The organism is Ruegeria arenilitoris (assembly GCF_013035315.1).
GTDB classification, from domain to species: domain Bacteria; phylum Pseudomonadota; class Alphaproteobacteria; order Rhodobacterales; family Rhodobacteraceae; genus Ruegeria; species Ruegeria arenilitoris_D.
On sequence record NZ_WQHP01000004.1, the window covers coordinates 380641 to 403689 of the forward strand.

The following is a 23049-nucleotide window of genomic DNA, read 5'->3' on the forward strand; positions in this document are numbered from 1 at the left end:
CACGGTGACTCACTTGGCGCATGTCGTCAACCGCACTCATCTTGATGTGAGAATAGATAGTGGGAACCGGGGATTATCCAGTGACTTGGGAACTGAGTGATGAGCTTCCAGAGCTTTCCAATGCGTTTTTGGGGCGTACCGAAACGGATGCGTTGCTCAGCGAGGCAATCGAAGACCTAAAGAAAGTTACTGCGCTGTTGGATGACACATCGATCACAGCCACAGAGCGCGCGGAATGGGCCCACATCAGATCCGAACTCGTGAACGAGCTTCGCCGGATGGTGAAGCGCAACCTTCGTAACACTCCTAACTGAGGACCTATCCATGACCAAGGAAGACAATGGGAAAGACCTGGAGAACAAACAGGTTCAAGCGACAGACCAAATTGAAGACCCCTCGCGACGGAATGTTCTTAAGGGTTTAGCCACTGGAGCAGCCGCAACGGGGGCAGCTGGGTTTGCGGCGGGGAGTGCGGAGGCCCACGAAGGAGACGGCCCACTGGGAGAAACGCTCAAGAACCCATACGGTGGTCGGCCCGCAGGCGGCATCTCTTTGCCAGAATACTTCCGCCCGACGAAATACATGACGGGTTCTAACGCGAATTATTTTCCACTTAGCGAGGAGTTGGGTCCAGATGAGATGCGCATCTCATTCTGTGGTTCAACACCCTATCCGCCGCGCGAAGATCAGGCGGGCACTTGTATCATGGTAGAGTTGGGAAATGGAAAACGGTTCTTTTTCGACTTTGGATCCGGGTGTGTCCGTAACGTCATTGCCATGCAGGTGCCGGGGCAGCTGATCAACGACATCTTCATCTCTCACCTGCATGTCGACCACTATGCCGACATCCCTTACATCTACCCGTTCCGGGCTTGGTCAGGAGGGTACACGCCGCTGCGCATTCACGGTCCCTCTGGTCGGACACCCGAGCTTGGAACAGCCGGGATGGTCAAAGGCATGCAGCAGATGCTCAAATGGCACCTTGAAGCATTCGACGTGTTCCCAATTGGTGACGGCTATGAGATCGAGGTCAACGAGTTCGATTTCCGACAAGAAGGCGGTGTCGTTTACGACCAAGACGGTGTGACTGTTCGGTCCTGGCCGCGCAGCCACGCCAAGGATGGCGCAGTTGGGTATCGGCTCGATTGGAATGATCTGAGCTTTGTATGGACAGGCGATGGTCGCCCGGATGAGCTTTCACGGAAATACGGCGAAGGTGTTGATGTCTTTGTAACCGAAATGTCGGGACAGGATATTGGTCAACTGATGACCTACAAATACGGTATCCCACAGGATCTGTTTAATTACACAATCGATACGCATCACACCTCCCACTATGCCGTGGGTAAGCTCTTTGCTGACACAAGGCCGCGTTTGGGAATGGTGACGCACTATACTCAAGACGAAGACATCGACGCTGAAATGCTGGCTGGAATTCGCGCCCACTATGACGGTCTCTTCCAATGGGGTCTCGATGTAGCCGTTGTAAACGTGACCAAGGATGCGATCTGGTACAGGAAAGCTGCACTGCCCGGAAAATCCGGTACTGTCCCACCATTTCGCGAACTGGCTGCAGCAGCCGAGGCCGGGCGTATTGAGCTTCCTGATGAAGTCACACTACCGAACCCAAGGCTCACTCGAGCAGATCAGCAAGATCAGAAATACCGAGATATGGAGATTGATCCACGTGAGTACTACCCAACCGACGTTTTCCGAGCGCCCGGCGGGGACTGGCCACAGGACTTTACCATCAAAGTTTCGGATGTAATCGGCTCGCGCGATGAAGACTGAGGAGAGATTGAACAATGATTGAGTTCGGTTCGACTTCCGCAATCCCCGTAACGATCCTTACCGGCTTTCTCGGAGCCGGTAAGACAACACTTTTGAACCGCATCCTGACAGGCAATCACGGGTTGCGGGTTGCGGTTCTGGTGAATGACTTTGGATCAATAAACGTAGACGCCGACTTGGTCGTCGGTCTCGAAGATGATGTGATGAGTTTGGCAAATGGCTGCGTGTGCTGCTCGATACGCGATGACCTGATCGAAACGGTAGAAGCCGTTCTCGCCCGGCCTGAGAAACCGGAATACATCGTCCTTGAAGCAAGCGGAGTGTCGGACCCGTCATCAATTGCAATGACATTCACCGATCAAAAGTTTCGGGACATGATCCGCTTAGACAGCCTCATGTGCTTGGTCGATGCGGAACAGCTCTTTTCTGCGCCGGAGCAAATGGAACTGAAGCTCCGGCAAATCGCGTTCTCGGACATGGTTATTTTGAACAAGGTCGACCTCGTCGACAGGGCGGCTGTTCAAAGGGTGCACGATTGGCTCGGGTCTCGCTTCCGTCGATATCGTCTGGTCGAAGCCGTCAACGCAGACGTACCATTGGATATACTTCTTTCCGTTGGTCGTTTCGCCGCCGAACAACTCGAAACAGAAATACCCGATCATCACGAGCATGGACCGGATTGTGGTTGCCACCACTCTGATCACTCGGACAGCTTCTCAACAACAATGATGAAAGCTGAACGCCCGATAAGCTTGTCTTCTCTTCGGAGTGCAATTCGAAAGCTTCCCGGCGACGTTTATCGCCTCAAGGGCTTTGTTTTTAGCGAGGAGGATCCGAATCATCGCATTCTTGTACAGGTTGTCGGAAAGCGCATGGACATCGCAAGGGATGGCGCATGGGGCCACCGAAAACCCGAAACAAGGCTTGTTGCAATAGGTGCACCTGGGGCACTTTCGGAATACGAGCTTTCCGATGCGTTGTTGGCCACCGCATAGCGGCCAGTTCCATCAATCTTGTTTGCGTGTGTTTCTATAATTCCTACACGCAACGGTTCGAAAGCCCGCAGCACCGAGGACCAAGTATGGAGAAAAACCTAATTGCTGAAGCCGTTTAGGAAATGGAGCCAAGCGATCAGATTGCTCGCACCTGCCACTGCGTTTGTCTTGTCGGGAACGGCTTTGTGTGCGCAGGACGTCTCGAGTCGAGAACTTGAAGATATAACCCCGAACCTCGGGTTGCCGAGTTCAGCTGGAGGACAAGATGCCGAGTTGCTTTCCGCGTTCCACGGGCTCGAGGCGTTGCCCCGCGTAGCAAATCTCATTTGCAGAGGTTCCAGGGGCAAAGACGGGATGCCTGCTATTTTTTCTATCCAGGTAGATTTGGAAACTTTGCAGGCCGGTGACTTCAGAGTCGTAACAAAGTCAGGCCAGATCGGAACAATGCACTGCGCGTCAGTGTTGCCCGCTACTGATCCCGGTGAATTGCGCACGGTGCTTCTCATCGGGGATTTTGGGAACGTATCCGAGGATCCACCGGTTGCAGTCGAGGTCATTGGACACCTTCATTCCATCGATGGAACGCTTGATTTTCGAGGTGCCACAGTCGCCGTGACTCCGCTGGAAGACGGGCCTTCATTGATCCTGGCCGAGGTTGTTGAAGATTGGACTTTGGTCGGAAACTTGGGGCCACGCCGGACCAGAGGTAGCCTTTGTCCAAGTGAAAACATCGTACAGGCCATTCGGGTAACTTGGGCGGGTGGCGTTACGCTGGCGAACGGCAAAGAACCTGGCGACACGGAACGTGATCTGTACAAGATCATCGTAGAGGCCGGAGACGGATCTCAACGCACGGTTACGCCCGCCGCGCTTGCCGATCTGGGTGACGGGGACAATAACCACATGCTCTGCCTTGATACAAAGGACCGCCCTATCTCGGTTTCCTTTCCAGCCGGCGTTTTGACGGATCCGAACGATGATCTGAACCCAGAAACCAGCGTAATTGTCTCAAAATCCAATTAAGAAACGGCTTTACGATTGTTCAAAGGGACGCTTGTCCGCAAATGCTCGGCCGGGCCGGTTGCGGGTGTTGCAGCGGCGAAAGCGAATGACCGGACTTGTCCGCATCTCGGACATTGCAAACTCGGTTCTAAAGGTCCGCTTTGGTCTGATTACAGCCCTTTGAAGCGCTGGTTCGTCCGGTCAGACACCACGAGATGGACCTTTCGACATCAATGCCCGGTCAAAACCAACGTGTTCACCGGCATCAGGATCAGACGCAGGCGCAGGCCTGCGGCGTGGACCACGCCGATTGTGTCAATCACGTGCAGGGCGGCTGCGTGCCAAAAGCCAAGGTCTTCATGTTCAAGCCGTTCATGATTGTCGGTATAGACATTCGCCAGGCAGTTGCTGCCCGGTGGGATGTCATCAGCCATGCCTTTGTACAGAGGCTCCATGTAAACAAGGATCGAGCCCGGGTTGGTATTGTTCTGAACGTCGCGCAGTTCATCTGTTGGACGGATTTGGCCCGAGGGGATCACATCCTGCACCTCGACCACCACCATCGGGATGACGGTGAAAGGTTTGGTCATACAGCCCAGCTCTCCGATCATGCCGGGTTTGATCACCTGAGCCGCCATTTGGTTGAACGCAGCCTCGAACCTGTTATGGCCCGAACTTGACGGAACCAGAATGCCCGCGGGCCGCAACAGCGGGCTGACGTAGTCACCCACCTGCAGGCCAAACTGCTCGACCCGCCCGGTCACGCCGGCACTGACAACGGTTTTGTCCAGCTCGGTCAGGGCGGCATCCAGCTGCGCGTTCGCGCTGGCCAGTTGCGCCGGGATCAGCTCTTCGATCTGTTGTACGACGGCGGCGCGACGGGACTGTGCGGCGGTCAGTTGCGCCTCTCGCTCGGCCACAAGGTTTTCCAGCCGGTCAATCTCGGCCAAACGCACTGCGCTGGACCCCTCGTCGCGCAGGGTCGTATTCCGTTCCAGATCTTCAAGCGACTGGTCCAGTGCGGCGCGGGCACCGGCAATGCCGGCCTCGGCCTCGGCCAGATCGGTTTCTGCAACCTTCAGCGAGGCTTGAACCTGTGCAATCTGTGCATGCGCGGCTTCGACCTGCGCGGTCTGAGTGAAGTCTTCGATCCTGAAAATCGGCTGACCCGCAACGACCTGCTGGTTGTTGGTCACGTAGACCTCAGAGACACGACCGCCCAGTTGCGGCAGGATTGTCACGGTTCGAAAATACGATGCCGCCGTTTTACTGGCCGGATGGAAGTAGAACAGCGTGGTGATGACGGTCAGCGCAAGAATGGCGCAGGTGGTCAGGCCCCAGCGCAACTCATACCACATGGTGAACAGAGTGATCTCGTGGCCGATCCGTTTGCCCTGAACATAGCGCCGGAACAGGTAATCGGGCAGCACTGTGACCAGTGCGCACATCAGTGTTTCCAGCATGCCTTAGTGCTCCTGCTGCGCGGTGGCTTGCGGTTGAGGCGCAGGCGCTTCGTTGCTTTGTTTACCCAGTGACCGGATCGCATCGGCAATGGCACGCAGCGGGGTTGCTACATCCGGGAACTGGAACCCGGCCACCAGAATGGCCGCAACCCAAAACAGGCCGTTATGGGTAAACAGCGCCAAAAGCGCCAGGATCCCGACAAGCTGAAACTGGGGATGGTTGGATTCATGTGCGATCTTTTAGGGATCGAATGCAGGGTGAAGTACCCGACGCCGATCAGCACGATCACCAGAACTGTGAACACGAACATGAAGGTCAGCAAAAAGTCACTGCCGTCTGCCTGCGTGACGTATGACGGGATATGCCCCGTGGCCAATGGGTGTAACTCTGCCGGTGTCACGTGTGTCTCCGATTCCGATTTGGCCGCACTAAAAACAGGCTGGGTGCGCAGGATCAAGTTTACATTACGGAGATTACACCTCTTTCCCAACGGTGTACCGCGTGCGATGGTCCATTTGTGAATGACGGCACATCAGAAAACGACTGCTGTTACGGCAACCTCGAGGCGCAGAAAAGAGTGATAGATTTCCTTGTCATAGGCGGTGGCATCGCCGGGTTAAGCGCAGGTGCGCGGCTGTCCGAACATGGCCACGTTGTCGTTCTCGAGGCCGAAGAGGCACTGGGCTACCACACCTCAGGCCGGTCCGCGGCTTTGTTCGAAAAGGGTTATGGCCCGCCTTCCGTCAAGGTGCTGAACGCCGTAAGCGAAGCCTATTTGGTTTCGAACGGGTATCTCTCCCCGCGTGGTTTGATGTTGATTGGCGGCAAGGACCAGCGCGAGGTGTTTCTGCAGGATCAGAAAGACCTTCGGCTGCAGGAAATTCCGCTTGAGGATGCGGCGGCAAGAGTTCCGATCCTGAACCCGCAGACGGTCGGGTTTGCGGCCGCAAGCACTGCAGCCTTCGACATTGATACGGACCGAATGCTGCAGGATTTTGCGCGTGTGATCCGGGGAAATGGCGGTACGGTTTTAACCCGGCAAAAGGTTACCTCCATTGAAAAATCGGGGCACTGGATCGTGCAGGCCGGAGACAGCTATGAGGCCCGCAATCTGGTGAATGCCGCCGGGGCCTGGGTGGATGAGGTTGCGACAATGGCGGGAATAGCCACCATCGGCATCGAGCCACGCCGCCGGTCGATGGCCCGCATTCCTGCACCTGCCGGGCATGACCTCACGGGATGGCCCCTGATTTTGGGCGCGGGCGAAAGCTGGTATGCAAAACCGGATGCCGGGAAACTTTTGGTCTCGCCCTGCGAAGCGGATCCCAGTTTCCCACACGACGCCTATGCCGATGATATGGTTCTGGCCGAGGGGCTGGCCCGGTACGAAGCGATGGTGACCCAGCCTGTCACGCGGGTCGAAACAAACTGGGCCGGGCTGCGCAGTTTTGCACCGGACGGCACCCTGGTTCTGGGGCCCGACCCCGCCGACTCCAGTTTCATCTGGTCCGCGGCCCAAGGCGGCTATGGGTTTCAAACGGCGCCCGCTGCGTCGCAATTAGTGACTGACCTTGTGACCGGGTCTCGATCGGATTTGGACGCCCTCAGTATTGCGGCCCTGAAACCGGAAAGGTTATGCGCATGACCACTCGTAAGCTTCCTCCGAATGCAAGTGTTGCCTCAGCAACTGAGGGACAGAAACTGGTTGCCCCGGCGGCCAGCCGAAACGCGGATGCGCTTTGCGATCTGTTGGGTCGTGTCGCGCCACATAGGGGCCGCGCTCTGGAACTGGCCAGTGGTACGGGTCAGCATGTCGCCGCTTTTGCGCAGCATCTGCCCGATCTGAACTGGCAACCCAGTGAGATCGCCCCGGACCGCCGCGCCTCGATCGATGCTTATGCAGATGGCATCGGGAACATTGCCCCGGCGGCCGAGCTGAACGCTATCCAATCTGGGTGGCACGCGGACCACGGGGCCAAAGACCTGATCGTTTTGATCAATCTTTTACACCTGATCAGCTGGCCCGAGGTTGTAACTCTGGTCACCGAGGCCGCCTTGTCCCTGAACCCAGGTGGCCGCCTTGTGCTGTACGGACCGTTCATGCGTGGCGGCGAACTCACCAGCACCGGAGATCAGAGCTTTCACGCAGCATTGACGCAGCAAGACCCCGAAATCGGCTACAAAAACGATGCCGATATTCTGGATCTGTTTGCACGTAGCCAGCTATCCTTGGTCGATGTGATTGAGATGCCAGCCAACAACCTGGCCTTTGTCGGGGAAAAACCAGCAACCTGATCGAAATCAAAGCCGGTCGATGACTCACCACATATTCCGAATGTGATATGTGTAAAGGAACCTCAAAATGACCTGGCAAAACAAGCTCTCGGATACGCGTAAGAATCTGCGCAATTTAAACGCGGCCATCCCCGACACCGCCCGTGCCTTTGGGGCACTTGGAAAGTCGGTCAAGGAAGGTGGCACGCTGGACTACAAAACAAAGGAATTGATCGCTTTGGGCATGTCCATCGCAGCCCGTTGCGAACCCTGCATTACGCTTCACACCGAAGCACTGATCAAAGCTGGCGCAAGCCGCGAGGAAGTATCGGATGTTCTGGCCATGGCCATTCAGATGGGCGGCGGTCCGTCGATGATGTACGCAGCCAAAGCCTTGGAATGTTTTGACGAATTGTCCGCTTAACAACAAAGGCCCCGGAGGTGTCCGGGGCCTTTGTTTGATCAACCGTCCTTGCGGATGGTTTCGTTCTTGGGATCGTAGGGGCTGTCGCAGGTGACGACCGCATCCCACAGCTTGTCCTGCATTTTGACCTTCAGCTTGGTGCCTTCGACAGCCAGCTCGGGTTTCACATAGCCCATGCCGATGGATTTCTCGAACGCGACCGAGTAGCCGCCCGAGGTCAGACGACCCACGCGCTCACCTTCCGGCGTATACAGTGCCTCGCGACCCCACGGATCAGCATCGTCCGGGCCGTCGATCAGCAAGGTGCAGCATTTGACGCGCACGCCTGTCTCTTCCAGCTTGGCCTTGCCATGGAAGTCCTTGGACAGGTCGACAAAGCGCGGCAGATCGGCCTCAAGCGGGGTCGCGTCGCGGCCCAGTTCGGTACCGAAGGCGCGATAGGATTTCTCCTGACGCAGCCAGTTCTGGGCGCGCGCACCGACCAGCTTCATACCGTGCTTTTCACCGGCTTTTTCCAGCAGGTCGAACAGGTAGTTCTGCATCTCTACGGGGTGGTGCAGTTCCCAACCCAGCTCACCGGTATAGGCCACACGGATCGCGTTGACCGGGCACATGCCCAGCTCGATCTGACGTGCCGACAGCCACGGGAAGCGCTTGTTGGACAGAGCGGTTTCGGGATCGACGTCGTTGATGACCTCTTTCAGAACGTCACGCGACTTGGGTCCGGCGATGGCGAAGACGCCCCACTGAGTGGTCACGTCCTGGATCTCGATATAGCCGAACTCCTCCATCTTGTCCTCGGCCGCCTTGCGCAGATAGTCGGCGTCGTACTCGGTCCAGGCACCGGCGGAGACGATATAGTAGTTGTTCTCGCCATTGCGGACGATGGTGTATTCGGTGCGCGTGGTGCCGTGCGAAGTCAGCGCGTAGGTCAGGTTGATACGACCGACCTTGGGCAGCTTGTTGCAGGTGAACCAATCCAGGAACTGGGTAGCACCGGGGCCTTTGACGACATGCTTGGTGAAGGCCGATGCGTCGATCAGGCCAACGCCTTCGCGGATCGCTTTGGCTTCCTCAACGGCATATTGCCACCAGCCACCGCGGCGGAAGCTGCGGCTTTCCTTGTCAAAGTTGTCGGGCGCGTCCAGCGGGCCGAAGTAGTTCGGACGTTCCCAACCGTTGACCCAGCCAAACTGAGCGCCACGGGCTTTCTGCCGGTCATAAGCCGGAACGGTGCGCAGTGGACGGCAAGCTTCGCGCTCTTCATCGGGGTGATGCAGGATGTAGACGTGCTCATAGCACTCTTCGTTCTTGCGCGCCGCGAACTCGGTGGTCATCCAGTTGGACGAGTAACGCTTGGGGTCCAGCGAGGCCATGTCGATCTCGGCTTCGCCATCGACCATCATCTGAGCCAGGTAATAACCGGTGCCACCTGCAGCGGTGATCCCGAACGAGAAGCCTTCGGCCAACCACATGTTGCGCAGACCCGGCGCGGGGCCGACCAGCGGGTTGCCGTCAGGCGTGTAGCAGATTGGGCCGTTGAAATCGTCTTTCAGACCGGATTCGGCGCAGGACGGCACGCGCTCGGCCATCGCTATGTACTGATCCGCGATCCGGTCAAGATCCAGCGGGAACAGGTCTGCACGGAAGCTGTCCGGCACGCCATGTTCGAATTGCGCGGGCGCGCCATGTTCGTAGATGCCAAGAATCCAGCCACCGCGTTCCTCTCGCGCGTAGGATTCATTGTCGGCGTCACGGACGACGGGGTGCTCGGGGTTGCCCGCTTCACGCCATTTGACCAGCTCTGGGTCCTTGTCCATGACGATGAAGGTATGCTCGACCGGGATCGCAGGCATTTTAATGCCCAGCATCTTGGCGGTTCGCTGCGCGTGGTTGCCCGATGCGGTCACAACATGCTCAGCCGTGATGACTACCTGCTCATCTGAAGGAACGAGGTTGCCGCCCTTCTCGACCATCTTGGTGCAGGTGACTTCCCAGTGGGTACCGGTCCAGTGGAAGGCATCGGCCTGCATTTTACGCACAATGTCAACGCCACGCTGACGGGCGCCCTTGGCCATCGCCTGCGTTACGTCAGCGGGGTTAATATAGCCGTCCTCGGTGTGGTAGATCGCACCCTTCAGGTCCGAGGTTTCGATCAGAGGCCAGCGCTCTTTAATCTGGTCCGGTGTCAGCCATTCGTAGGCTACATCACAGGTCTCGGCGGTGGACGCATAGAGCATGTATTCGTCCATACGCTCCTGCGTCTGCGCCATGCGCAGGTTGCCAACCACAGCAAATCCAGCGTTGAGGCCGGTTTCCTCTTCAAGGGTCTTGTAGAAGTCGACCGAGTACTTGTGGATATGCGTTGTCGCGTAAGACATGTTGAACAGGGGCAAAAGACCGGCTGCATGCCAGGTTGACCCCGAGGTCAACTCGTCCCGTTCGATCAGCATCACATCATCCCAGCCCGCCTTGGCGAGGTGATATGCAATCGAAGTACCGACGGCACCACCGCCGACGACCAGTGCTTTGACTTGGGTTTTCATAACCGGGCGTCTCCCCTTGAATTCAGTTGACACCATATGGCGCATTTCAGGGGATCGGCGCGACATTCATCCGACCAGTGATATAAAAAAAACGACCCGCCCATGGCGCGGATCGTCGTTTTTGGTGTGAATGTTCTTAGTTGCCTCCGACCGAACACCGTTTGCTGCTGCCCAAAGAGGCACAGGATGAAGCACCCAACCCGCCCTTGGAGACTTTGACTTCGCGTGGCGCTGCAGGTCGCGACGCGGCCTCCTCGGCGCCGACCGCGACCTGCGACGCTTTGCCGATCAACCCCTTCAGGAAGCCACCGATGCCGCCTGCGCTTACCATTTGGGGGGCCTTTTCGTTCAATGCAGATGTCAGCAGCAGGTTCTGAGTGCGCATGTAGGCCAGTTGCGACAGCTCTTGGTTTTCGAACACCTCACCGTTGGTGATGTCCAGAACGCCTTCGGCATTGAACCCTGAGCTGGTCAGCGTATTCGCCAGAACTGAAACGGCATCCAGATTATTCAACTTTTCCTGCCCCAATTTCAGCTGGGCGGCCTGCATCGTTTCGTAAAGGTTGTGCATTTGATCTGCGATGTCCGGCTGTTTGGCCAGCGGAACTTCGATCCCGTTGCCAACCACCAAAGCCGGATGCGGCAAAAGCTGGTTCAAACCAGCATAATCGACCAGCCCGAGCACCTCACGAATGGTAGCATCGCTGGCGTTGGTGTGAAGGCGGATGACCACCTCTTGGTCAAAGCCGATGCGGCCCGTGAACGCACGAAACTCGGGTTTGTCGCCGCCATCCAGCAGATGTCCCACTGTCTCCATGAAGGCCACACCGTCAATCACGGCAAAGCCTTGTTGGACTTGCATTCCGTTCAGAAACGCATCCTGTGCACTCAGCGCGAGCCCCGCAAGCGTGTTCCTTGCGGCCTGCGGCTTGAGCGTGATGTCCAGCCAGACAAGCTCATCATCTTTTGCGTAAACGGTGCCCGTTTCGTCCAGCATTCGCAGAACACCCTCTTTTCCGGCCGTATTGAGCAGCGCCAGCTCAGCCGGGTCGCTGATCGAGCTAACAAGAGGCGTAGGCCCAAAAGTGGAAAGAACCTTCGACACGGCAGCGTTGTCGGTCTCGGTCAGTGCGAGACGCACCCAATCGGTGGGAGGCTCGGGCAGATAGGATTTGGCCCCTGCATCCCACTTCTCTTGCCGTTCCCGCGCAACATTCTTGATCTCGCGTTCCTTTTGCCCCCGATCGAAACGTGCCGAGACAGTATCAAAATACCCACTCAGCGACAGCGTTTTGTCCGTTTTCTTGTCCTGCTGATAGTAGTCGAGGCCAGCGATAACCAGCCCGACAATCAAGACAAAACCAATGAACCTGAGTGCGTCCATTTTGACCCCGAAATCAATCAATGCATTTTGTGCGAGTGATACCGGTGGAATTGGGCGCAGTTGTGGCTTTGAGACGGAATTCCCGAGAATGCAGCGAGACTAGGCGTTCGGTAGAATCTTGCCTGGGTTCATGATGTTGTCCGGGTCCAACGCCCTTTTGATAGCTGCCATATAAGTAACCGCTGGCCCAAGCTCCTTGGACAGGTAAGGCCGCTTACCTTGCCCGATTCCATGCTCGCCTGTGCAGGTCCCTTCCATTGAGATCGCAAGATCGTTCAGCCATCCGACAAACGCGTCGGCTTTGACGACTTCATCGGCGTTTTCCATGTCGATCAGAAGCAGGCTATGGAAGTTGCCATCCCCGACATGCCCGACCATCGGAGCCATCAATTCAAGCTCGCGGGCCTTGTCTTGCGTTGCCGTCACGCACTCCGCCAGACGAGAGATCGGGACACAGACATCCGTCGAAATCCCCCGCGCGCCTGGACGCAGCTGCAGGCATGCCCAGTACATGTCGTGACGCGCCTGCCAAAGCTTGTTGCGTTCTTCGGTTGTTGAGGTCGCCGCGAAATCGCTGCCGCCGAACTCTTCGGCGATCTGCCCAAAGGTCTCGGCCTGCTCGACCGCGCCACTCTCGGACCCATGAAACTCGAGCAGCAGCAGCGGCGTTTCCGGCAGGCTTAGCCCGGAATAGGCGTTGGCGGCCTTGACAGACATCTCGTCCAGCAGCTCGATCCGAGCCACCGGGACGCCATACTGGATCGTCATCATGACCGCCTGACAGGCCCCATCCACCGTGGGAAAGGAACAGCGGGCCGAGGTGATCGCCTCGGGGATACCCTGAAGGCGCAGAGTGAGTTCAGTGATTATGCCCAACGTCCCTTCGGCCCCGATCAGTAAACGAGTCAGGTCATACCCGGCCGAGGATTTCTTGGCCCGCTGTCCGGTTCGGATGATCTGTCCGTCGGGCATCACGGCCTCAAGGCTAAGGATATTGTCCTTCATCGTACCGTAGCGGACTGCATTTGTGCCAGACGCCCGTGTCGCCGCCATCCCCCCCAATGAGGCATTCGCACCCGGATCAATCGGAAAGAACAGGCCCTGATCGCGCAAATGCGTATTTAGGTCTTCGCGCGTCACACCGGGCTGCACGACACAGTCCAAATCACCGGGGTTCACGGCCAGAACTTTGGCCATCTGGGACAAGTCGACCGAGATACCGCCCGCAGGAGCGTTGACGTGCCCCTCAAGCGACGTACCCGTGCCGAAGGCAATCACCGGCACTTTATGCGCCGCGCAGGTTTTCACGATTTCGGACACTTCGTCTGTCGATTTCGGAAAGACCACCGCATCAGGGGACTGGTTTTCAATCCAGGTCGTCGTATGGCCGTGCTGTTCCCGGATGGCCTGCCCGGTCTGCAGCCGGTCACCGAATTGTTGTTTCAGGATGCCGACAGCCGCCGCAATCCCATCTTCGTTTCGCGGCAAAGCGACGGCCTGCACCATGTTTTTCTCCCTTGTTGACGCTGGCCTATTCGCCCAGCGCAATCCCTTCGCGGCGCGGATCAGCACCGCCAACCAGTACGTCGCCAATCTCAATTGCATGCAGACCAGAGGTCAAATCCCGCGGATTGACCTCGAACCCAAGCCCGATCAGCGTGTCCGAGAAGCCCTCAGCCGCCGTGCCTTGTTCCACGTCATAGGTCCCAAATCGGTTGACCAGATGCGGCAGCGACAAAGCCTGCTGTACATCCATGTCCCAATCCGCCCAGGCGATGATCGACTTGGCGACGTAACCGATGATGCGGCTGCCGCCCGGCGATCCGATGGCCAGAACGGGCGCGCCGTCCTGCATCACGATTGTCGGGCTCATAGACGAGCGTGGACGCTTGCCCGGTTCCAGCCGGTTGGCAATCGGCACGCCGTTACTATGAGTCTTGAAGGAAAAGTCCGTCAACTCGTTGTTCAGCAAAAACCCGTTGGTCATCAGCCGCGAGCCAAAGCCGTTTTCGATGGTCGTCGTCATTGACAGCACATTGCCGTACTGGTCCACGATCGAGATATGCGAGGTCGAGGGCAACTCGATCGAGACGTCATCGGCCCAGTTCGACGCGTGATCGAATTCGGGATTGCCCGGAGCAATCTCGATCAGGGCAGAGTCGCCGCTTAGCAGTGCGCCACGCTCGGACAGGTAAGCCGGGTCCACAAGACCCTGCGTCGGCATTGGGACAAAATCGTGGTCGGCCATATAGCGACCGCGATCTGCAAAGGCCAAACGCGACGCATCGCCGATCAGGCGCCATGCATTTGCATCCTCGGGTCCCATTGCTGCAATATCATAACCGTCCAGCATGCCCAAAATCTGGCCAACGGTCAGAGCGCCCGATGAAGGCGGGCCCATCCCACACACCTCATAGGCGCGATAGGTGGCGCAGACCGGTTCACGCTCGATCACCTGATACAGCGCCAGATCAATGCCTGACAGAACACCCGGATTGCCCGGCGCGTTGCGGACGGTACTTACGATACCCGCGGCGATCTCACCGCCGTAAAACCCTGCCGACCCTTCGCTGGCCAGAACCCGGAGAGTTTCGGCATATTCCGGGTTCATCAGGCGTTGACCCTGTTCCAACGGTTTGCCGTCCGGCAAGAAATATGCCGCTGTTTCAGGAAAGCGAGACAAGCGCTCGGCATCTTTTTCGACAAGGCTGGCGAGGCGGGGTGAGACAAGGAATCCTTCATCAGACAGTGCAATACCGTCGGCAAACAGACTGGGCCATGGGCTCCGCCCCCAACGCCGATGCGCTTCTTCCATAAGGGCGGGTGTACCCGGCGTGCCAACGGACAAACCGCCAACCACCGCATCGAAGAACTTCAGTGGTTCGCCGTTTTCGTCGTGAAACAGCCTGTGGTTCGCCTCAAGCGGCGCGGTCTCGCGCCCATCCAACGTGGTCAATTTACCCGTAGCGGCATCAAACCAGACGAGAAACGCACCGCCGCCAAGACCAGATGACTGTGGCTCAACCAGCCCAAGCACAACCTGAACAGCGACCATCGCATCTGCGGCCGATCCCCCGGCGCGCAGAACCTTGGCACCTGCTTCAACAGCCAAAGGGTTAGCGGCGGCGACCATCCAGTTTTCGGACGTGACCGGTTGCCCGGCCATTTTGGCTTCCAGTGCGGCGACGACCTCTTCGGTCAGGCCCTGAACCTGCCCTTCTGATGCACCCTCGGGCGCAACTGCGTCTGCCGTTTCTTGTGCAAAGGTTGGTGCGGCCAGAACCATGGCTGACAAAAAGACCCCCGAAATCAGACTTCGTTTCATCGTTACCTCCTGAAATATTAGCATTCAAGTTGCCTGCGCCCGCGCCAAAGCACGTGCCCCGCGCAGTCAGAGCATTGCGGGAACCACCTGATCCGGCGGCCTGTGACCATCTTCGAATGTCTTGATGTTAATAATAACTTTCTCGCCCATCTCGATGCGGCCTTCCAGCGTGGCGGACCCCATGTGGGGCAGCAACACAACATTCGGCAATTGGCGCAATCGTGGGTTCACGTCTGTTCCGTGCTCGTAAACATCCAACCCTGCTCCGGCGATCTCGCCCGAACGTATCTGGCGGGTCAGCGCATTTTCGTCGATCACCTCACCACGAGAGGTATTCACAACAACGGCAGTCGGCTTCAACAGCTTCAAACGCCTTGCGTTCATCAAATGGAAGGTCGACGGCGTGGATGGGCAATGGATCGAGATCACGTCCATCCGCGCCACCATCTGATCCAGGCTTTCCCAATAGGTCGCCTCGAGCTCTTGTTCCGTTTCCGGGCGCAGTCTGCGACGGTTGTGATAATGAACCTGCATCCCGAACGCACTGGCGCGCCGCGCAACGGCTTGCCCGATGCGGCCCATACCCAGAATCCCCAGACGCCGCCCGCCGATCCGACCGCCCAGTAGCGCATTTGGTGCCCATCCAGCCCAATCGCCCTTTTGCATTACGGACAGACCCTCGGGAATGCGGCGGGTCACGGCCAGAATCAGCGCCATGGTCATGTCTGCCGTGTCATCGGTCAGAACGCCCGGCGTGTTGGACACCAGAATGCCCCTCTGACGAGCGGTCGACACATCGATATTGTCGACACCCGCCCCATAGTTGGCAATCAGTCGCAGCTTTTCACCCGCCTGACCCAGCAAACCCCCATCGATCGTGTCGGTCACTGTCGGCACGAGAACATCAGCGGTTTTAACCGCCTCAACCAGTTCCTCGCGGGTCATTGGGGTATCGGTGTCGCGCAACTGCACATCGAACAGTTCGCTCAACCGGGTTTCAACCGCCTCGGGCAACCGTCGCGTAACGACAACACTCAGACGTTCTCTTGGCACCTCTGCCCTCCCACTGCTTTGCAAACCTTCGCACGCCATGGCATCGTGGCGCAGGATAAGGCGGGGCACAAGAACCCCATGGGCATTGAGTCGACCTTTTTTCGCACCAAGAACAACAGGCACAAGAGCAGACAGTAAGTGAGTGGTTTTCTACCCGTAAATCGCCTTGTTCCGGCGGCATTCACCCTTTTTCTGACCGTGCTCGGTGCTATTGCCGCCAGCGCGCAGGACAGTCGTGGCCCGGTGACCAACCTGCCGCTGCCTCGCTACGTCTCGATGAAGGCAGCCGAGGGAAACGTGCGTCGGGGTCCGTCACTGACACATCGAATCGACTGGGTGTTCAAACGCCGGGGCATGCCACTGCAAATCACGGCCGAATACGGAAACTGGCGTCGGGTTCAAGATCGCGACGGAGCCGGAGGATGGGTGCACTACGCCCTGCTGTCCGGGGTGCGCACCGTGCTGGTCGAACCCGAGTTGCTGACCGTCCACACCAGCCCCAACCCAAACGCGCCAATCAGCGCTCAATTCGAGTCCGGTGTTGTCGCCCGCCTTGGCACCTGCTCGATCGACTGGTGCCAGATTTCGGCAGGCGGGTACCGCGGATGGGCCCAGAAAACAAACCTTTGGGGCGTAGACCCTGCTGAGATTCGCGAATAGCCCCCGCGGATCAGGATGCGCGCGCGATAAATTCGCAGGTGTGCTCAACCAATTGCGGACCGACGTCTTCCTGAAGAAAATGCCCAGCATTCGGCAAAACAACATGCGGCTGGCCAGCGGCGCCCGGACACAATTTCTGAAACACCTTATCAACTCCGGCCATGACTTTGTCATCTGCCCCAAAGGCTGTCAGGACAGGGGTTTGCAGCCCTCGGATCACCTCCCACGCCTTGCGGTTGGGCGCCGAGGATGGATCGTCGGGCGAAGATGGAACCAGCATAGGAAACTGTCGCGCCCCGGCTTTGTAGCTTTCGTCCGGGAATGGCGCGTCATAAGCAGCTATCACGTCTTCGGACATCGGCGACACAGTTCCGCCCTTCAAGATACCTCCGGCCGGGAAAACGGGCACCTCCTGGCTGAACTTACGCCAATTTTCGAAGGCCTCGCCCATGGGTTGGTCCCCCGTCGGCAGCGCCGTATTAGCCACAACTATACGCGCAAAGCGATCTGGCATCTCAGCCCACAAACGCAATCCGATCAACCCGCCCCAGTCCTGACAGACCAGAGTGATCCTGCGCAGATCGGTCTGGCGCAACCACTCTCCCATCCAGCGCACATGCCGTTCATAAGTGTAATCGCTACGCTCAGTCGGTTTGTCTGAACGCCCGAAGCCGATCAGATCGGGTGCAATTGCACGGTGCCCACGCGCGACGAATCCAGCGATCATGTGACGGTAAAGGTACGACCAGCTGGGCTCACCATGCATCATCAGAATTGGGTCAGCGTTCTGCGGACCCTCATCGACGTGATGTACCCGCAGCTGACCGCCCTCTGTGTCGTCAACCTGCGTATAATTCGGAGCAATCGGATAATCCGAAAGCCCCTGAAATCTATCATCCGGAGTTCTTAGAAACTTCATGGCCTTTCCCTCCTGCGATTCCCATCATGGGTCACTATAGCCGCCTGACACTGACCCAACCTATTCAAAAGAAAAGGTTTCGCGCAGAATTCAAACGGAGCAACCAAAGTCGGCTCGCGCAGAATTGAGGTTTCAATCACCTTGATCCAAGCGTCCATTGGCCCAAAGGATCCGACAGCAACCCCATAAAAACAAGCCACTTAAGCACCTCCATTTGCGCCCCTTAGATTTTTTTTCGAACGGCGCTCATTTTTTGTCGGAAAAGCCTTGAACCCGCCGAACAACAATCGTAGACAGCGCCTCACCGTTGGGGTGTAGCCAAGTGGTAAGGCAGCGGTTTTTGGTACCGTGTATCGTAGGTTCGAATCCTACCACCCCAGCCAGTTCATCAGAACATGGAACGACAGCAGGCGCTTGGGCTTGAACCCTCCGAGAAATGCCCCCGTTTATGCCCCCGCACCAATCACACACACCTTGCTAGGCTGTCTTGCTGTCTGCACGTCAGCAGTGACCTCCCCCAGACAGAGGGAGAGGCCGATAGCGGTTGTGGCTGAGTATAGTCGCGCATAGGGATAAGTAATGGAAAACGCAGGATAAAGAGGAGAAGAGAAACTCAAACCTCTCACCCCCACCCGAGCCTCCAGTTTCCTCATCCCCCCAGAGATTCCAGATACGCTAACCGCTCGCTGAAGATACGCTGACGAACCCTATAGGCGTGGGTAACAAAAAAAGCCTTGATTGTTTACTCAACCAAAGATAGTTTCGGCTTCCTTGAACCGCCCGCATCCCGTGGGCACCATGATCAGCGTCTAGAGGCGCTATAGCGGTTTGGTCCGCTATCGAGGCACCGGAAGGGCCTCAATTCTCAAACACAACATAACCCACAGTCGAGGTGCGTCTCGTTGATGGCTTGATGCTGTCTTCGGTTCCGCCCGGCTAATCACGTCTTCAGGGCCTCAATGCGCTCTGGGCGTGGTCGCATATATTGAGGACCAAATTGACTCATGGAAGAAACATACGCTGGAAAGACCCTAGACGACTTTCCGATCACAAATCCGCACTACTCCAAACTACTAGATGTTCACCGATATTCAGAACACCCGAACGTTTCCCATCTGACCAAGCAGATCTGGGCAATATGTTATGGGGAACCAGAAAGCAGCAACCCAAGGAAGGGTGGCGTAAGACCCAAAGCGAACAGTTTCGCTCAACTTCGGGCCATATTGCTCGATCTTTATGTGGCTTGGGATGCCGACCCCGAGCTGTCTATCGGCGTGGCTATGAGCAACACAGCCTGGAACACAGATTCTCGGTATAACAAGATTGGATTGTCCCGCTTGGCACCGAAGATCATCCACCGGCTGCACGAAGTTGGTTGCATCTCATTGGCGGCTGGCAGTTATGCCGGTCCCGGAGCCAGTACGAACCGAACCACCCGGATCAGAGCGGCAGAACCGCTTCGGCAAATGTTTCGGGACGCTAAGTTTGGACCACAGCATATTCTGACCCATCCGGGAAAGGAGTGCATTCTAATGCGATCCAGCGAGAAGTCAGAAAGAAACATCGAATACAAGGATACTCCAGTCACGGACTGGATGAGAACAGATCTGATGCGGTACAACAGGCTTCTGCTGCGAACCTTCATCGACATCCCCGATCAGGATGACACGTTCATTGAGCGCCCGATTAAGTCTGGTGTCCGCGCGGGCGAGATAAACCGCGTACCCATCTGTGGGTTCGATAACTTCGTTCACCGCGTCTTCAATCGCAACGACTGGTCATGCGGTGGTCGCTTCTATGGCGGCTGGTGGCAATCGGTCGGGTCAGAGGTAAGGAAGCGCATCCACATCAATGACGAACCCACTGTCGAGGTGGACTATCAAGCCCTTCACGTCGCGATTCTGGCAGCAAAGAGAGGAGTTAAGCTGGAGGGTGATCCCTATGAGTTGGATGAACAACCATTGCCTGACTTGGATAACGTGAAGCAGCGCAAGTTGGTGAAACTGCTGATCCTCATGGCTCTTAACGCCAAGAACGAGCGGTCAGCTTATAGTGCGTTCCGGGACGCTTCTCCGGTTGGCTCGATGGCAAAGTCGATGAAGAATGCGGAACTTCGGTTGGTATTAGATGCTGCTATCAAGAAACATCCATTCCTTGAGGATGACCTCTGTGCGGATCGTGGGATAACACTGATGAACTTGGACAGTTTGATGGCTTCAATGGTGATAAGATGCTTCACCAAACAGCGGATACCTGTCCTATGCATCCACGATAGTTTCCTGATTGGTTATTCGTATGCAATACGGCTCAAGACAGCCATGAATCTTGCAGCGAAGAGGGTTCTTGGTTGCCCGGTTGCCCTGTCCAATAATTATCTGGGGTTAGATGAGGTGGAACGAAGCACTCCCAGTTTGGTCGATGATTACATGGACATGCGTTTTCTCCCTCGATCGCATGCCTACAGGGTCCGTCAGCGTATCTTCGATGAGCGGTTGGCTTATCTGGATTCTCTGGGGGGATGAGGAAACTGGATGTTCGGGGGGGGAGAGGCTTGAGTTTCTCTTCTCCCCTTTATCCTGCGTTTTCCATTACTTATCCCTATGCCCGACTATACTCGGCCATAACCGCTATCGGCCTTTCCCTTTGTCTGGGGGAGGTCACTGCTGACCGTGCAAACAGCATTGCAGACTAGCAAGACATGTGTGATCTGAGCGGGGGCATAAACGGGGGCATTTCTGAGGTATCGGTGACCCAAGCGCCTGCTGTTGTTCCATGTTCCGATGATCTGGCTGGGGTGGTAGGAATCCTTGCCAACCGATGATTGTTATCGCCTTTTTGGCGAGGCCTGACCGACTGGGGCGGTTTCGGGGGCATTTTGGCTGCTAGAGAGGTCGTTAGCGGGTGCTGACGAGACCGCTAGAGGACCGTCCACTGGCGCTGAGACGACCGCTGACGATCGATTCCGGGGGCTGAAGACTGGTCGCTGGTGCTGGCGGTTGGTGGGGCTGAGGTGGGGCAATACTCAGTCGTCGGAGACCCTGGAAGGCGGGTCTCCGGTTCATTTGGGCTACAGCCTTATACCTGTGTCGATTCTTCACTTTTTTGAAGGACGCGAACCATTTCCCGGTAAGTCTCAATTGCCGCAGCGGTCTTACCCTCTTCGATTTGAGAGACAGTCATTTTGATGCGCTCCCAAGCCCAAGTTGCCAAAGGTCCCTCCTTGACCAAAGGCACTAAGGAAGGTGCAATTCTATAGTATTCTTCGACCAACTCAGTTCCCTCTGCCGAATTGCAAAGAAAGTTGTCACGAAAATCTCGTAGGGTCTGCAATTCGTAACAGTCATCAGGCAGGCCGTTTTTCTCGCAGGCGGCAGTAGTCAAGAAGCACCATCCCCCTTGCTCTTTTTTCCTACGTTTGTCGTCCTCGTCGTCATCACTGCCGCCGAACCATCCCCCTTGGCTGGGCATCTCCTCTACATCGTCGCCATCAGTGCCATCCGGATGAAATGTGTCTTCGTAGTCGCCCATAGTTCTTACCTTTCGAAATACGTTTCAGAAAAATTCTCGACCAGAAAGCCTAGAAGTAAGTCCAGTATAGGAAAACTATTGGGATTTCCGAGCCGCGTAATTTCGAAGCCGCAAGAAAAAAATATCAAAGTGATCCCCCGGCAACCCGCTAAGGGCCGCCGAGGGTTTTGTCTATGAGGGTGGTCTTCGGGTAACCACGTAGTCAGCCAGCCACTGCCAGTAGGCTTCAGCGTCCCGTAACCCCTGAGCCTGAGCAGCCATATCTTCCGCTGCCTTACGGGTGCAACCGCCATCGAACTCAGCGATAGCAGCTCGCTCCTCGAACGCATCAATGTCCGGGAAACTCATGAGGCAACCGTCCCTTGCGGAAGCCGTATCTGGTCAACGATCGACCGACGCTGCTCATCACTAATGCCCGCCGAGTAGATGCCGTAGGTGATCCCGTTCTCAGACCGTGCCGATTGGTGGCCGACCAGAGAAGCCGTGAAGTGCTCAGGGACACCTGTTCGCTCGCACTGGGTGATGAACCACTTGCGGGTCGAATGAAACACTAGTCCCGGTCGCTCCAGTCCCAACCGCCGTCTTAGTCGTGCAAACCCCTTGGTGACATGCGCTACGGTCAGATCAGGAAACAGAGGACCGGATGCGGGTAACTGCCGGAACGTCTCATCAAGCGCCGGGTGAACCGGAACCAGTCGCTCCGCAGCATCGGTCTTCAGCAGTCTTAACTCATTGGGTTGAACATGAACGAAGCAACCAAGGTTGCCTTTGGTCACGAGGTCTTCCCGAAGCAACCCAACCGCTTCCCCCGCGCGCATTCCTGACAGCAGGCAGGTCACCAGAACCGGATGCAGTTCCCGGTCCTTGGCTCCCAGCAACCGCATAACTTCATCGTCAGTCGGGACGGCATAAGGCGCTGGGCGCACCTTGCGATCGAAGAGAACGGTCCGGAACGGGTTCTGTTCCAGATGTCCCTCATAGACCACCCAGTCGAGGAAGTGATTGACCTGTGACCAGATACGCCGCTGAGTTCTGGCTGTTATCGTCGCAGTTCCACGAGACGAGTACGCGACCAACTGGTCCAGGGTCAGACCACGTGTCCGCTCTGACTTACCGATCATCGGGGACAGTTGGGCGATTGCTGACAGAAACTCTCGTCCGTCTGCTCTGGTCAGGCTGCACACCGACTGGTCACCGTATCGACTGTTGAACAACCCGACAGAGTATCGGACCGATTTGAACCCGCTGGGTCTTAGCTCGTTACTGCGCTTGTTCAGATAGGCCCGGCTCAGGTCACGAACCGGCACCTTCACCGGTGCTGTTGGTCTGGCAAAGCTGGACCGCTCCAGAGTGCATCCAGAGTCCTCCAGAGTGGCCCGGAGACGGACGAGCGACGACTCTGGTTGGTCCACCCATTCCGGAGACAAACCGTTGACCTCTGGGGCAGACAGGGCGTCTTCAGCTTGCGACCGCACCTGTTCAACCAGTGTCTCGAACCGGGCATTGACCTCAGCGGCTCGGACGCGGGCAGTGTTACGGTCACTGGTCTTGAGGCTTTGCTTCAGCGCCTGAGCGCCCAGCGCGAGAGCCACGTCAACGGGATAGTTGCGTCTGAACAACCACGTATGGCCCTTCAGATAGGCATAGCGAATGTGAGCAGACATCAATCTCCTCCTTTTCTGTT

The 23049-nt window shown here is 56.9% G+C and carries 18 protein-coding genes, 1 tRNA gene and 1 pseudogene; 10 read left to right on the forward strand and 10 right to left on the reverse strand.

The window, feature by feature from the left end; genetic code table 11:
- Positions 1-80: 80 nt before the first annotated feature.
- From GOV53_RS11645 to GOV53_RS11660, 4 genes are all read left to right on the forward strand, one after another.
- Positions 81-314 carry a hypothetical protein gene (locus tag GOV53_RS11645; protein ID WP_170466840.1) on the forward strand — a complete coding sequence of 78 codons (234 nt, stop codon included), beginning with the start codon at positions 81-83 and terminating at the stop codon, positions 312-314.
- A gap of 10 nt (positions 315-324) precedes the next feature.
- Positions 325-1791 carry a guanitoxin biosynthesis MBL fold metallo-hydrolase GntH gene (gntH, locus tag GOV53_RS11650; protein ID WP_170466842.1) on the forward strand — a complete coding sequence of 489 codons (1467 nt, stop codon included), beginning with the start codon at positions 325-327 and terminating at the stop codon, positions 1789-1791.
- Positions 1792-1805: 14 nt separating this feature from the next.
- Positions 1806-2786: a CobW family GTP-binding protein gene (locus tag GOV53_RS11655; protein ID WP_170466844.1), complete on the forward strand. Its 981-nt coding sequence runs from the start codon at positions 1806-1808 to the stop codon at positions 2784-2786.
- A 444-nt stretch (positions 2787-3230) separates the two neighbouring features.
- Entirely contained in the window at positions 3231-3809 is a 579-nt protein-coding gene (locus GOV53_RS11660; RefSeq protein ID WP_170466846.1) for a hypothetical protein, read from the forward strand.
- A 209-nt stretch (positions 3810-4018) separates the two neighbouring features.
- Here the strand turns inward: GOV53_RS11660 and GOV53_RS11665 are convergent, their stop codons facing one another.
- A complete protein-coding gene (locus tag GOV53_RS11665) occupies positions 4019-5251 on the reverse strand; it encodes an HlyD family secretion protein (RefSeq protein WP_170466848.1) in 1233 nt (410 codons plus the stop codon).
- A gap of 3 nt (positions 5252-5254) precedes the next feature.
- Positions 5255-5652 (reverse strand): annotated as a pseudogene (locus GOV53_RS11670) (hypothetical protein).
- Between the two features lie 177 nt (positions 5653-5829).
- Between GOV53_RS11670 and GOV53_RS11675 the strand changes: the two are divergent.
- The 3 genes from GOV53_RS11675 to GOV53_RS11685 all read left to right on the forward strand — a co-directional run bounded on the left by GOV53_RS11675 (position 5830) and on the right by GOV53_RS11685 (position 7950).
- Entirely contained in the window at positions 5830-6897 is a 1068-nt protein-coding gene (locus GOV53_RS11675; protein WP_170466850.1) for an NAD(P)/FAD-dependent oxidoreductase, read from the forward strand.
- Positions 6894-7547, forward strand: coding sequence for a DUF938 domain-containing protein (locus GOV53_RS11680; protein ID WP_170466852.1), 654 nt, complete (start codon positions 6894-6896; stop codon positions 7545-7547). Before GOV53_RS11675 ends, GOV53_RS11680 begins: the two co-directional genes overlap by 4 nt.
- Before the next feature lie 67 nt (positions 7548-7614).
- Positions 7615-7950: a carboxymuconolactone decarboxylase family protein gene (locus tag GOV53_RS11685; protein WP_170466854.1), complete on the forward strand. Its 336-nt coding sequence runs from the start codon at positions 7615-7617 to the stop codon at positions 7948-7950.
- A 38-nt stretch (positions 7951-7988) separates the two neighbouring features.
- Here the strand turns inward: GOV53_RS11685 and GOV53_RS11690 are convergent, their stop codons facing one another.
- The 5 genes from GOV53_RS11690 to GOV53_RS11710 form a co-directional block, all read right to left on the reverse strand.
- A complete protein-coding gene (locus tag GOV53_RS11690) occupies positions 7989-10496 on the reverse strand; it encodes a GcvT family protein (protein WP_170466856.1) in 2508 nt (835 codons plus the stop codon).
- Positions 10497-10632: 136 nt separating this feature from the next.
- A complete protein-coding gene (locus GOV53_RS11695; protein WP_170466858.1) occupies positions 10633-11880 on the reverse strand; it encodes a hypothetical protein in 1248 nt (415 codons plus the stop codon).
- Between the two features lie 99 nt (positions 11881-11979).
- Entirely contained in the window at positions 11980-13386 is a 1407-nt protein-coding gene (locus GOV53_RS11700; protein WP_170466860.1) for an FAD-binding oxidoreductase, read from the reverse strand.
- Between the two features lie 25 nt (positions 13387-13411).
- Positions 13412-15205 carry a gamma-glutamyltransferase gene (gene ggt, locus GOV53_RS11705; protein ID WP_170466862.1) on the reverse strand — a complete coding sequence of 598 codons (1794 nt, stop codon included), beginning with the start codon at positions 15203-15205 and terminating at the stop codon, positions 13412-13414.
- A gap of 66 nt (positions 15206-15271) precedes the next feature.
- A complete protein-coding gene (locus GOV53_RS11710; protein WP_170466864.1) occupies positions 15272-16258 on the reverse strand; it encodes a 2-hydroxyacid dehydrogenase in 987 nt (328 codons plus the stop codon).
- Positions 16259-16450: 192 nt separating this feature from the next.
- Here GOV53_RS11710 and GOV53_RS11715 point away from each other — a divergent pair, with 192 nt between their 5' ends.
- The gene (locus GOV53_RS11715) at positions 16451-16918 is read left to right on the forward strand and encodes an SH3 domain-containing protein (protein ID WP_174823433.1); all 468 of its coding nucleotides are present in this window, start codon (positions 16451-16453) and stop codon (positions 16916-16918) included.
- A 10-nt stretch (positions 16919-16928) separates the two neighbouring features.
- On the opposite strand, the gene GOV53_RS11720 is transcribed toward GOV53_RS11715, so the two are convergent.
- Entirely contained in the window at positions 16929-17837 is a 909-nt protein-coding gene (locus tag GOV53_RS11720) for a haloalkane dehalogenase (RefSeq protein WP_170466868.1), read from the reverse strand.
- A 308-nt stretch (positions 17838-18145) separates the two neighbouring features.
- On the opposite strand from GOV53_RS11720, the gene GOV53_RS11725 reads away from it, so the two are divergent.
- Both GOV53_RS11725 and GOV53_RS11730 read left to right on the forward strand, forming a co-directional pair.
- Positions 18146-18220 (forward strand) — tRNA-Gln (locus tag GOV53_RS11725).
- A gap of 621 nt (positions 18221-18841) precedes the next feature.
- The gene (locus GOV53_RS11730) at positions 18842-20359 is read left to right on the forward strand and encodes a hypothetical protein (protein ID WP_170466871.1); all 1518 of its coding nucleotides are present in this window, start codon (positions 18842-18844) and stop codon (positions 20357-20359) included.
- A gap of 553 nt (positions 20360-20912) precedes the next feature.
- On the opposite strand, the gene GOV53_RS11735 is transcribed toward GOV53_RS11730, so the two are convergent.
- Complete coding sequence (locus tag GOV53_RS11735) at positions 20913-21365, reverse strand: CFI-box-CTERM domain-containing protein (RefSeq protein WP_170466873.1); 453 nt, start codon at positions 21363-21365, stop codon at positions 20913-20915.
- Positions 21366-21709: 344 nt separating this feature from the next.
- Positions 21710-23029: a DUF6538 domain-containing protein gene (locus GOV53_RS11740; protein ID WP_170466875.1), complete on the reverse strand. Its 1320-nt coding sequence runs from the start codon at positions 23027-23029 to the stop codon at positions 21710-21712.
- Positions 23030-23049: the final 20 nt, after the last annotated feature.